The 12,099-nt window shown below is 31.3% G+C and carries 17 protein-coding genes; 16 read left to right on the forward strand and 1 reads right to left on the reverse strand.

Features of this window, described 5'->3' with window-relative positions; genetic code table 11:
- Window positions 1–195: 195 nt before the first annotated feature.
- The 3 genes from HMPREF9129_RS07525 to HMPREF9129_RS07535 are packed head-to-tail and all read left to right on the forward strand — an operon-like array spanning window position 196 to window position 2,302.
- Window positions 196–1,242, forward strand: a complete 1,047-nt coding sequence (locus HMPREF9129_RS07525) for a hypothetical protein (RefSeq protein ID WP_004822150.1) — start codon at window positions 196–198, stop codon at window positions 1,240–1,242.
- Entirely contained in the window at window positions 1,239–2,069 is an 831-nt protein-coding gene (locus tag HMPREF9129_RS07530) for a mechanosensitive ion channel family protein (protein ID WP_004822151.1), read from the forward strand. Before HMPREF9129_RS07525 ends, HMPREF9129_RS07530 begins: the two co-directional genes overlap by 4 nt.
- A gap of 8 nt (window positions 2,070–2,077) precedes the next feature.
- A complete protein-coding gene (locus HMPREF9129_RS07535; protein ID WP_004822154.1) occupies window positions 2,078–2,302 on the forward strand; it encodes a DUF951 domain-containing protein in 225 nt (74 codons plus the stop codon).
- 105 nt (window positions 2,303–2,407) lie between these two features.
- Here HMPREF9129_RS07535 and HMPREF9129_RS07540 read toward each other — a convergent pair whose 3' ends face one another.
- Window positions 2,408–2,887: a methylglyoxal synthase gene (locus HMPREF9129_RS07540; protein ID WP_004822157.1), complete on the reverse strand. Its 480-nt coding sequence runs from the start codon at window positions 2,885–2,887 to the stop codon at window positions 2,408–2,410.
- Window positions 2,888–3,046: 159 nt separating this feature from the next.
- Here HMPREF9129_RS07540 and rpsF point away from each other — a divergent pair, with 159 nt between their 5' ends.
- The 13 genes from rpsF to HMPREF9129_RS11735 all read left to right on the forward strand — a co-directional run.
- Complete coding sequence (gene rpsF, locus HMPREF9129_RS07545) at window positions 3,047–3,331, forward strand: 30S ribosomal protein S6 (protein ID WP_004822159.1); 285 nt, start codon at window positions 3,047–3,049, stop codon at window positions 3,329–3,331.
- Window positions 3,332–3,340: 9 nt separating this feature from the next.
- Entirely contained in the window at window positions 3,341–3,847 is a 507-nt protein-coding gene (locus HMPREF9129_RS07550) for a single-stranded DNA-binding protein (RefSeq protein ID WP_004822161.1), read from the forward strand.
- Window positions 3,848–3,859: 12 nt separating this feature from the next.
- A complete protein-coding gene (gene rpsR, locus HMPREF9129_RS07555) occupies window positions 3,860–4,084 on the forward strand; it encodes a 30S ribosomal protein S18 (RefSeq protein ID WP_004822163.1) in 225 nt (74 codons plus the stop codon).
- Window positions 4,085–4,279: 195 nt separating this feature from the next.
- A complete protein-coding gene (locus HMPREF9129_RS07560) occupies window positions 4,280–5,389 on the forward strand; it encodes a sensor histidine kinase (protein WP_004822165.1) in 1,110 nt (369 codons plus the stop codon).
- Window positions 5,390–5,398: 9 nt separating this feature from the next.
- Window positions 5,399–6,079, forward strand: coding sequence for a response regulator transcription factor (locus tag HMPREF9129_RS07565; protein ID WP_040552839.1), 681 nt, complete (start codon window positions 5,399–5,401; stop codon window positions 6,077–6,079).
- Window positions 6,080–6,190: 111 nt separating this feature from the next.
- A complete protein-coding gene (locus tag HMPREF9129_RS07570) occupies window positions 6,191–6,709 on the forward strand; it encodes a ClbS/DfsB family four-helix bundle protein (protein WP_004822169.1) in 519 nt (172 codons plus the stop codon).
- A gap of 191 nt (window positions 6,710–6,900) precedes the next feature.
- Window positions 6,901–7,527, forward strand: coding sequence for a TlpA family protein disulfide reductase (locus tag HMPREF9129_RS07575; RefSeq protein WP_004822171.1), 627 nt, complete (start codon window positions 6,901–6,903; stop codon window positions 7,525–7,527).
- A gap of 44 nt (window positions 7,528–7,571) precedes the next feature.
- On the forward strand, window positions 7,572–7,679 hold the full coding sequence (locus HMPREF9129_RS12450; protein WP_257009225.1) for a CD1871A family CXXC motif-containing protein: 108 nt from the start codon (window positions 7,572–7,574) through the stop codon (window positions 7,677–7,679).
- 8 nt (window positions 7,680–7,687) lie between these two features.
- A complete protein-coding gene (locus HMPREF9129_RS07580; RefSeq protein ID WP_004822173.1) occupies window positions 7,688–8,587 on the forward strand; it encodes a 4Fe-4S binding protein in 900 nt (299 codons plus the stop codon).
- A 96-nt stretch (window positions 8,588–8,683) separates the two neighbouring features.
- Window positions 8,684–9,601 carry a CPBP family intramembrane glutamic endopeptidase gene (locus tag HMPREF9129_RS07585; RefSeq protein WP_004822175.1) on the forward strand — a complete coding sequence of 306 codons (918 nt, stop codon included), beginning with the start codon at window positions 8,684–8,686 and terminating at the stop codon, window positions 9,599–9,601.
- Between the two features lies 1 nt (window position 9,602).
- Complete coding sequence (locus tag HMPREF9129_RS07590) at window positions 9,603–10,337, forward strand: CPBP family glutamic-type intramembrane protease (RefSeq protein WP_040552817.1); 735 nt, start codon at window positions 9,603–9,605, stop codon at window positions 10,335–10,337.
- Between the two features lie 477 nt (window positions 10,338–10,814).
- The gene (locus HMPREF9129_RS11080) at window positions 10,815–10,943 is read left to right on the forward strand and encodes a YSIRK-type signal peptide-containing protein (protein ID WP_004822178.1); all 129 of its coding nucleotides are present in this window, start codon (window positions 10,815–10,817) and stop codon (window positions 10,941–10,943) included.
- The coding region (locus tag HMPREF9129_RS11735) for a stalk domain-containing protein (protein WP_004822179.1) at window positions 10,921–12,099 on the forward strand (1,179 nt) is incomplete at its 3' end. The genes HMPREF9129_RS11080 and HMPREF9129_RS11735, both read left to right, overlap by 23 nt.

Consider the following 12,099-nt stretch of genomic DNA (forward strand, 5'->3'; position numbering starts at 1 on the left):
AAACATAAAACCAACCCAAAAAACGGGCGGGCCTATACTGCTTTATAATATAATTTTCGATTTGTCCATTACATCATCAAACTCATTATCCATTTCACAAACACGTGCCGCCCCTACGATAAAACAAATATAAATTCATATCCATCCAATACCAAATAGATTTTAAGCTGTGGTATAATTGACTCGGAGGAAATGATGAATTTAAATACGAGAAAAATAATAGTATCGATAACATTGTTGTTATTGCTGATTGTAATATATTTTTATTATAGGAACACAGCTGGAAGAGAGATTGTATTAGATGAGAAAATAAAGGTTACTGAGAATGCAAAAAGTTTTCATCTCACTACAAATGGTTTGATGATTTTTGACAATAATCTCTATATTTTAAATAGAGAAGGGGATTTGATTAAGACTGTAAAGGCGAAAAATGTTGAATTAGAATCTTTTTTTGCTAATAACTATGCTTTTCTATATGATAAAGACCTTGGAAGGATAAGTCAATATCAAGACAATGGAGAGTTTATCAGAAATATAAAGATAACGGACACTCTATTTAACATAAAGTATGAGAATAAAAATTTTATTTTACACACAAAGTATGAAAATGGAGAGAGGTTATGGGGTCTGACAGCTGATGGAAAACTGAAAAAAATCTATGAGACTGCAAATTCCATACTTGATTATGATGTAAAGAATTTAGAAAAATTTGTGATTGCAGAATTAAAGGTTGAAACTAATGGTTACACAACTAATTGTATAGTAAAAAATTCATCTAATAATAAGACCTACTCAAGGGGTTCTGAGGTGGCGCTTTATGTAAATTATTCTGATTCAAGAGTTATCATGGTAACTAATAAAAATTTGTATGCATTTGAAGGTGATGATGTAAAGAGTGTTGAAATTCCAAATATTTCTGATGTAGAGGTTGTGGACAGGAGTGTATATTTACTACATTCTGGAATTTTATCGAAATATAATTCTAATCTTGAAGAAAAGACTAAACATATAGTGGCGGCGAATGTTGAAAAGTTACAATTGGTTTCTAAATCGTTATATGGTTATTCGAATTCTGATATAGCGGGCAATTTGCTTCAGAGAAATGAATTTTATTATAGGTTTCCAGCAGAAGCTGAAAAAATAGAAATATCGGGTATTAGGATAGGTGTGCTTCAAGATGGGATAGTGACTCTTTATAAAGTAACGAATGACAGAAATGAATTGGGAGAGAAAAACAAATGAGTGTATTAAATGAGTTTGAAAAGTATCTCAGGACAGAGGGGGTATTAAATCCGTTTGGCAAATTGGTGATTATTTTATTAGTTTTTCTAATAGGTTTTTTGCTATCTAAATTTTTAAGATGGATTTTTATGTCGAGAATTGAGCATCAACTTAGACACGGAACATATTCAAATCCAAGGTTACTCACAATAGTAAGCATTTTAAATAAGATAGTTGTAATTGTCATAATGATAATATGCGTTACAATATCTCTGGACATTGTAGGGCTTAATACATCGTCTATAATGGCTACTGTTGGGGTGGGCTCGTTGGCTCTTTCTTTTGGTGCGCAGACTCTTGTAAAAGATTGTATAAATGGGTTTTTTATAATTTTAGAAAATCAATTTTCAGTTGGAGATACTGTTGTAATTGAAGGTAGGACCGGAATTATAGAGGATATAGGACTTAGAACCACGGTTATAAGGGATTTTGATGGCTCGAAACACATTATTCCAAATGGACAGATAGGGATTGTGACTAATCAACAAAGGGGAAATATGAGGGCTAAAGTAATCTGCTCGGTAGCTTTATCTGAAGAACCGGATAGAGTTATAGACCTTTTGAATAAAAAGTTAGCTCCTATGAAAGTTGAAGGGTTGATAGGAAGTCCTGTTGTCTGGGGGGTTACTAATAACACAAACACCGGTTATGAAATAACTGTTGTGGCTTATGCAAAAGCCGGTTCTCAATATGGTGTTGAGTACAAACTCAGAGAGAGTATTGTTGAAGTGTTTAATGAAAATGGAATAAAGCTTCCGGTTTTTAAATATGAGATAGATGGTAAGTAGGAGGTAAAATGCTATATTACAAGGTAGGAGATATAGTCACTCTAAAAAAAGGTCATCCTTGTGGTGAAAATATGTGGGAAATACTTAGAACGGGCGTGGATATAAAATTAAAATGCCTTGGGTGTGAAAGGCAAATTTGGGTTTCTAGAATAGATTTTGAAAAGAGAATCAGAAAGATAAAAGAGGGCGAGAAATTTGTAAGTATTATTCACCATAAAAAGGAAGAAGAGTGAGCAATTTATTTAATTAAATTTTTCATACTGTTAAGCCTTTTATGGTTTTTTGTAATTAAAAAAGAGAGGTAAAGAGTTTTAAAACTTTTTACTTCTCTTTTTTGTTTATTTTTCAGTTAAATCAAATTGTTCAACTCTACTTGCTATACTAAATGAGTTGTCTACAATTTCTGCGTTGTATTCAGAGTTAAATAGTGTAGAAGAAACAATGTAGTCTGCACAAGTTTTAGAAGTTGCAAGCGGCACATCATATAGTGTTGTAATTCTTAGAAGTGCTTTTACATCCGGGTCATGAGGCTGCATTTCTAACGGGTCCCAAAAGAAAATAAGGATATCAACTTTTCCTTCTGCGATTCTTGAGCCAAGTTGTTGGTCTCCGCCAAGGGGACCGGAGAATAGTCCTTCGACTTCAAGGCCTGTGTGTTTTGAAATTAGAGCGGCAGTTGTTCCGGTACCGATTAGTTTATGAGCGGATAGGTGTGATTTATTTTCTACAGCCCATGCTACAAGCTCGTCTTTTTTATTGTCATGCGCAACTAAAGCTATGGTTTTTTGAGCATTTACTTTAATATTTTTAGTATTCATAAAAAACCTCCTCTAATTATTATATAATATAAATTGAGGATTTAAATCAATAATTATTTTACTGTTTATTTGACAAAAACGTATAAATTTTATATAATACTTGAGTTATATCCTTGCTCATTCAAAAGAATGAGCCATTAGTCCACGAGGAGGTGAATTATGAGAAAGTACGAAGCAATAGTAATGTTCTACCCAACAGTAGAAGAAGAAAAGAGAGTAGCAGCTTTTGAAAGACTTAAGAAAATCATAAGTGATAATGGAAATATCACAAATGTTGATGAATGGGGTATGAGAAAGCTAGCATACGAAATTGAATACAACAAAGAAGCTTTCTATTACTTAGTTGAATTTGAAACAGAAGCTGAAGTAATTAAAGAATTCGACAGAGTTGCAAGAATTTTAGAATCTGTAATGAGACACATGGTAGTTAAATTAGAGGATTAAGGTGAAATTATGAATAATGTCAATTTGATGGGAAGACTTACAAGAGATCCGGAACTAAGATATACGCCAAGTGGTATAGCAGTAGTGAGATTTACAATTGCTGTAAACAGAAGATTATCAAAAGATAAAAGAGCTGAGGCAGAGCGTAACAACCAACCTACAGCCGATTTTATTTCATGTACAGCATGGAATAAAACTGCTGAGGTAATTGCCAACTACGTAAAAAAAGGCGATAGACTTGTAGTTCAAGGAAGAATTCAAACGGGAAGATATGATGATAAAGATGGAAAAACAGTTTATACAACTGATGTAATTGTTGAGAATATGGACTTTGTTGAAAGTGCAGGAGATAATATGCAAGGTCAACAAATGAGAAGACCGGAACCACCGGTTAACTCAGCTTATTCAAATGATTTCCAATCTGCACCATCAGGTAGTTTTGGAAACACTTTTGGATCTGACTCAGACAATGATGAGGGATTTTACCATATAAATAATGAAGACATTCCATTTTGAGGAGGGTAGAAAGTGCAAAGAAGATTTAGACCAAGAAAGAAAGTCGATCCATTTGAAAAGGATAAGACTAAGAAAATAGATTATAAAGACGTAGCTCTTCTAAAGAACTATATCTCAGAAAAGGGAAAGATTCTTCCAAGAAGAATCACTGGACTTAATGCAAAACACCAAAGACAAATGACAGCTGCTATTAAGAGAGCTAGACAAATCGCATTAATTCCTTATTCAGCAGAATAATTTAAGGCAAGTCGAAAGGCTTGCTTTTTTTATATAAATATGAAATAAATAACTTATCCACATTAAAACATTAAAAATCAAGAGAAGAAAATTTAATATAAATTAATGTCGGATATTTATAATCGCATTGATTAGATATAAAATAATAAAAGATAATTAATAATTAAATTGTTTACTATAGGTACTTAGGAGAAGATGAGATTTGAACACGAAAAAAAGCATGCAAAAACAATTGACATTGTTGATTGGGATTATACTATTTACATCAAATTTAGCGTTGATTTTTTACTAAATTATTCAGTATCGTTAGTATTGGAAGATCTGATAATACCCATAGGGAATATACAAATTGAAATATACAATATAGATAATTTTAGTCTTAAACTGAAAATGTATGGATATATATTTGCTTTTTTAACAACAAGTTTAGGAACGATTATTACATATGTTTTTCTGGGAAGGTATTTATTACCTCTTAGAAAATTATCAGAACACATGGATAATATGGACAAGCAAAACCTTAGTGAATCTGTGGAATTATACTCACGAGCTATAGAAATCAATAGCTTAATAGAATCTTTTAACAATATGATGCGTAAATTAAAGAAATCATTTGAAATGCAAAAAGATTTTTCTTCTTATGTAGCACATCAACTAAAGACACCCCTTACAGTACTTCAAACTAAAATAGAGGTATTTAATAAAAGAGAGTATAAAAAAGAAGAAGTTAAAGAACTTTTAGATACCATCTCTTTTCAAGTAAACAAACTAAATAATATTATAATTAAGATTTTGAATTTAACTTATATAGAGAGAATGGAGTTAAAAGAGAACATTCCTCTTGAACTTTTGCTTGAAGATTTACTTGTTGATTTTGAAGAAAGAATAGAAAAAGAAGATATAAATGTGGAATTTAATATTTTAACAACAGAAGATAGAGGTGTAGACAATAAAAACTTTAATATAGTGGGAAATTACATACTTTTATATCAAGCATTTTATAACCTGATAGACAATGCCATAAAATATAGTTATAAAGGTGGAAGTGTAAAAGTATTTATACAGAATAATGAAGATAAAATTTGTATAAAGATATATGACGAAGGAATAGGGATTGAAAAATCTGATAAAGAATATATATTTGAACCTTTTTTCAGAGGAGAAAATCCTGAGAAATTAAAAAAAGAAGGAATAGGAATGGGTCTTTCATTTTCAAAAAAAGTTTTTGACCACCACGGTGCAAAAATACAGATTAAAGATAATTTTCCAAAGGGAACGATTATAGAGACATATTTTGAAAGGTAGGATTTAATGATGAAAATACTACTAGTAGAAGACGAAATAGAATTGTTGAATTCCATTGCAGAAGGGTTAAACACGCTTGGATATTATGTAGATAAGGCGTCTTGCGGGAGAGAAGCTTTGGAATATATTTTAGCTGAAGAACACGATTTATATATTTTTGATTTAAATCTTCCGGACATGACAGGCTTTGAAATATTAAAACAATTGAATAAGGAGAGAGAAAATTCAAAAGTATTAATATTGACGGCAAATTCAAATATAGAGTCAAAAGTAGAAGGATTTGAATTAGGAGCAAGCGACTATTTGACAAAGCCGTTCTACTTTGAGGAATTAGAAATGAGAGTAAAAGCACTTATGAGAAGAGACTTTCGCTTAAAAAATATAAAAATAAGTTGCGGAGAACTTGAATTCGACACAAAAAAAAGGATTCTCTATGTCAGGGGTGAGGAGATGAAGTTGACAAAAAAAGAAACGGCAATCATCGAGTATTTACTATTTAATAAAGATAGAATTGTAACAGTTGAAGATCTGCTGGCACACGCTTGGGACAGCGAGGTCGATTATTTCAGCAATTCCATAAGAGTACATTTGGCATCACTTAGAAAAAAAGTAAAACAAATTTTAGGGTATAATCCAATTGTAAATAAAATTGGAGAAGGTTATTTTTTAAAAGATAATAAGAACAAATGAGACGTATGAGAAACAACTTTGTTTTAAATTAATTTATGGCAAGAAATAAATGAGGAAATAAAGTTATTATAAATCAAAGCATTGATGAAATAGAAGTTGAGGAGGTGTTTTTTGAGAACGTACGAAAATAAAGAAGAACTAAAATTTGAAATAAAAAAATCATTTGAAAAATATATTTCAGAATTTGATAATATTCCGGAAAACTTAAAAAATGAGAGAATTAACGAAGTTGATAGAACCCCTTCTGAAAATTTAGCTTACCAAGTGGGGTGGACGACCTTACTTCTCAAATGGGAAGAGGACGAAAAAATGGGATTTCATGTGAATACGCCAGCGGATGAATTTAAATGGAATGAGCTTGGAAAATTATACCAATGGTTTACAGATACTTATGCGCATTTATCCCTAAAAGAGTTGAAAGATAAATTAAATGAAAATATCAATTCTATCTATGAAATGATCGACTCATTAAGTGAAGAAGAATTATTTGAACCGCATATGAGGAAATGGGCTGATGAAGCAACTAAGACGGCAGTATGGGAAGTATATAAGTTTATCCACATAAATACAGTTGCACCTTTTGGAACTTTCAGAACAAAAATCAGAAAATGGAAGAAAATATTGCTTTAAATTAAACTTTGCAAGATAAAAATTAATAATATAATATTAATGGCGATAGGAATAGATGAAACCTATCGCCATTTTAAGTGTGATATTCAATATTTAATGTAGAAGTTTTATTTTTTCTTAACACGAACTTAACAACATAAATGATAAAATAACTACAACCTAAAATAATCTAAAATAAAGGAGAGGAAAATATGAATAGAGATTTTAGTAAAAAATTTATGTTAAAGAAAGCATCTATGTTTTGTTTGGTAGGTATTATGACATTTGGCTTGGCAGCTTGCGGTAAAAAAGAAAATAAGACAGATTCAGCCAATAAACCGCCCGTTGCCGAACAAGCACAAAAAGAAAGCTCTAGTGCAAACATAGGAGAGTTTGAAACAACAGATTTAGAAAAAAATAAGGTCACACAAGAAGTATTTAGAGAAAATGACCTTACTATGGTAAATATGTTCTCTTCAACATGTAACCCTTGCATGGAAGAATTGCCATATTTAGCAGAATTGGCAAAAGAATATAAAGACAAAAAAGTAGGCATATTGGGCGTTGACATTGACATGGATTCAAAAGGTAAACCCGACGAAGAATCAAGGGAAATAATATCAAAAATTTTAAAAGATAAAAAAAGTGAAATGAAAGTGATCTTTTTAGATGAAAATTTAATAAATACACTTCTCAAGAAGACAGATGCACTTCCATATACTTTCTTTGTAAATAAAAATGGAGATATAGTCGGAGAAGAATACCTAGGGAGCCGTTCAAAAGAAGAGTGGGCAAATGTAATTGACAAAGAATTTGATAAAATTTCTAAAAATAAATAGGTGATAGTATGCAGAAAAATAATATAAAACCCTCAGTTCTATTGATGACCGGGATATGTTTTGTATTATACGGAGTCCTTGTAAAACAAGAAAATCTCGTAGTGTTAAATAAGGCGATCAAGATTTGCATGGAATGTATAGGAATTGGATAAAATAACTTATGAAAAAACAATTTAATTCGTTTAGACATAAAATTCAAGCCTTGGCAACCATTATTACAAATGGGAATGTATCAGGGTATATCTCAGGGAAAATATATAAAGGGGACATAAAAAACGCATGTGTCCCCGGACTTAATTGTTACTCCTGCGTTGGAGCATTGGGATCCTGCCCTATAGGATCTCTGCAAGCAGTAATAGGAAAAAAAGGGGGAGGATTTCCATTCTATGTAGTAGGGTTTTTACTCCTTATAGGAAGCTTGTTGGGGAGATTGGTATGTGGCTGGTTATGTCCTTTTGGGCTTTTCCAAGACTTATTACATAAAATTCCATTTCCCAAAAAAATAAGGACACTGCCCAAAGAAAAAATACTAGTAAAACTAAAATATTTAATCTTGCTGATATTTGTCATTATACTTCCGATGTACTTGGTAAATAATATAGGCAATGGCAATCCATACTTCTGTAAATATATATGTCCTGTTGGAACGCTGGAAGGAGGAATCCCATTAGTACTGTTAAATAAAGCTATGAGAGGATCAATCGGGTTCTTATTTGTATGGAAGAATGTAATCCTTCTTACTACAATTATTTTATCAATTATAATTTACAGACCATTTTGTAAGCTGATATGTCCTTTGGGAGCTATTTATTCCTTGTTTAATAAAGTATCTTTTTACAGGTACCAAATCAACTGTGAGAAGTGTATCAACTGTGGAAGATGTGCCAAAATATGCTTGATGAATGTTGACCCTGTAAAGGATGCCAACCATTTGGAATGTATCAGATGTGGAAATTGCAGAAAAGCTTGTCCGAAAGGAGCGATTGAGCTTTTGATAGCAGGTAGAAAATTTGAGAAAATAAATAATATTAAGAATACGACTTTAGAAAATGTAAAATAATATATGCCCTCAATTGACAAATTATCATATAAATTATTTATGGTAAGGTTGAGGGCATCTGATATTTAAAGAATTTATTTAAAATAGAAAGGTGTGATGATATTGGACTTAATTAAGGATAAGAATTTTACAAAGAATCCCTATTTGTATACTTTAATACTTTTGCTTATGGCTAAATTGGTGCTTTTCAGTTCTGAAATTTTTACATTAGGCTATATAAATGTAGTATTAAATATCTTGCCAAGTAGTGGTTATATAATAAATTTAGTCGAGCTTTCGAGTTTTATATTTATAACTCTTTTGGTTATATTTTTGGCGAGGAAAATATTAAAAATTTCTTGGAATACTTTGGGATTTAGAAAAACAGGTAGCTTAAAAGAATTTTTAAAAGGCTGGGGTTTTGGTGCAATTGTTTTAATAAGTTGTGTAGCTTTTATGATAATTGTAGGTGTAGTTAGGATTGATAAAGTTACATTTGACTCAAAACTTATTTTAGAGTTTATTCCCCTTCTTATGGTTTGGTCAATACAGGGAAATGCCGAAGAAGTTTTGACAAGAGGATTTTTATTTTCAGGAGTTGCTCGTAAAACAAATATTTTAATCGGCATAGCTGTTTCGGCAATTTTCTTTACAGTTATGCATTTAGAAAACGACGGCATATCAGTTATTCCTCTAATAGATCTGTTTGTATTTGGAATTTTTGCAGCCCTCGTTATGATAAAGACAAAAAACATATGGCTTGTAAGCGGATTCCATGCCGCGTGGAATTGCTTCCAAGGAAATGTATTCGCCTTTCCTGTAAGCGGAACAAATGTGGGAAATGCATTTATAAATGTCACAACACAGGGGCCGAGCTGGCTTACGGGAGGTAAATTTGGAGTCGAAGGAAGTATAATCAGCTTAATAGTGCAAATTGTGTTAATAATATTGCTTTGCTACGATCTGTTTGTAAAACAGAAGATGAACGTTTTAGATAAATTCGACATAGAAACATATACAGATGAGGTTGAATAAGATGGAAAATTTAAAGACAAAAAGAGAAAAGATAAATTATTTAAAATGGTGGGACATACTAATTGTAACTGTGATAATGTTCGGCTACTTTATATATTCCTCAATATCATCATTTTTTTACTTGCCGGATCCGAACACAACACAAATTCCTGAATTCACAACCAATATGAATTGGCGTGCATTAGTATTTCAATTTATTTTATTAAGTATAGCCTTTATATACCTATACATTAGAAACTTTAATTTCTCACAATGGAAAATAAAGATAAACTTAAAATCAATAGCAATTGGAATAGCCTTATTTATAGGAGTAGCATTGATTTTTGACTTGTATTTCACATTGGTATATAGCATTTTGCCATATCCAAATACAGATAATTCAGTATTTTATGAATCTGAAACTACAAATTTATTATTGTCAAAATTATCCACATTGGATTTGTCGCTTATAATGTACTCAATATTAAATGGATTCTATGAAGAAATATTTTTCTTGGGAATTTGTCTTAGCGTTGAACCGGATAAAAGAAAATATTACTTTATCTACTCATTACTTATAAGATATTCATTCCACACCTACCAAGGAAATATATCAGCTTTGGCGATAGGGCTTTTAGTAGGGGGAATTTACTATCTAGTATATACAAAATCAAAAGACAAAAACCTGTTCCCATTTTTCCTGGCACACGCAATAACGGATGTTTTTGGAGCGGGGATTGTAAGCTATTTCTTTTAAATAGAAAGGGCAAGTAATTCTAGAAATTAAATAAAAAATTAATTAAGATGAAGTCAATAATTAGGCATTAACTTAAAATAAAATGGATGTTTCTCTGCAATTTATAGGGCATCCATTTTATTTTTTTAGTAGGCTGTAAATTTTAAACTTATCGATCTATCCATCTTAAAAACAGATAATAAAATTAAAAAAATGAAAAATAATTTTTTAGTAAAAAAATTTAAGCAATATTTTAGAAGTATATATTTAGAATTAAAATGACAGATTTATTTTTGAAACAAACAGTAAAAATAGAGAAATAAATAAAATATTCACCTAAAATATATAATAAGCATTTATTTAGTAAATGCTTGTGGGGTTTGAACTGAAACAATTAAAATGTAATTAAAAACCTTGACTTTGAGGGAATATGCAGTGTAAAATTAATTGGAAATTATAAGCAGGTATTTATAAAATAAAATTTAACGGGAGAAAGATATGGAAAGTTTAAAAGAATTTATAAAAAGCAGAAAACGAAATAGAATATATAGATACTCTATAAGAAGATTATCTATAGGAGTTGCATCATGCATAGTAGGAGCATTTGTACTTTTTTTCACCGGTTGACTTTGGAAAAACGGAGTTAAGCGGTGTTGTTTATGCTCAAGATGCTGATAAATATAATAAAGAAGCAGAAAGAGAAAAAGCTAAATTAGATAATTTTTTAAAATATGATGCTAATACTGGGGAAATAACATTTAATATAGAAATAGATTATGATAAAGTGAGAATAACAAATGATGGTGGTGTGAGAGCAGGTGAATTTATTAAATCTAATAGTGGCTTTGAAGGAATAAAAGGAGTTGAGTATAATAATAATAATAAATGGATAATTACTCGTGATTATTATGGTAATAGCAAAAAAGTGAAAGTTGAAGTTCTAAAAAAAGAAGATGGGTTTGAAAGAAGAATTTACGAGCAAGAAATAAAAATCCTTACAGAAAAAGATAGAGAAGAACAGGCGAGAAGAGAAAAAGAAGAACAGGCGAGAAGAGACAGAGAAGAACAGGCGAGAAGAGACAGAGAAGAGCAGGCAAGAAGAGAAAAAGAAGAGCAAGCAAGAAGAGACAGAGAAGAACAGGCAAGAAGAGACAGAGAAGAGCAGGCGAGAAAAGACAGAGAAGAACAGGCAAGAAAAGACAAAGAAGAACAAGCAAGAAGAGACAAAGAAGAACAAGCGAGAAGAGAAAAAGAAGAAAAGCCAAAAGAAGTGCCGGCTATGCCGCTGACACCGGGTACAAAAGTAATACCTTCAACTCCATTACAACCAAGTATAAAAGTGGCACCAAGAGCATTTAGAAATGACAACGATCAAAGAGGATCAATAGACTGGAGATATATAAAGGCACCAAGTAAAGATGCAAAGACAGAAGTGCAAAAACAAAAGACAGTAGTAGAAGTAAAAGTTACAATAGGCTCAGACATACTACAAAGAACAATAAACAACCACACACAAGAAATAAAAATGGATACAAAAGCCATAATAAAAGACGGAAGAACAATGCTACCGATAAGATACGTAGCAGAAGCCCTAGGATACACAGTAGAGTGGAGAGAAGACACAAGAACAGCGATCCTAAAAGACAAAGAAACAACAATAGAAATTCCGGTAGATACAAATAAAATAATAATCAACGGAAAAGAAATCCAAAGCGATGTAAAACCGATGATAGAAAACAGAAGAACAATGTTGCCAATAGCAAACGTAGCAAGAGCATTGGGC

The organism is Peptoniphilus indolicus ATCC 29427, from assembly GCF_000227315.1.
Classification (GTDB): Bacteria; Bacillota; Clostridia; order Tissierellales; family Peptoniphilaceae; genus Peptoniphilus; species Peptoniphilus indolicus.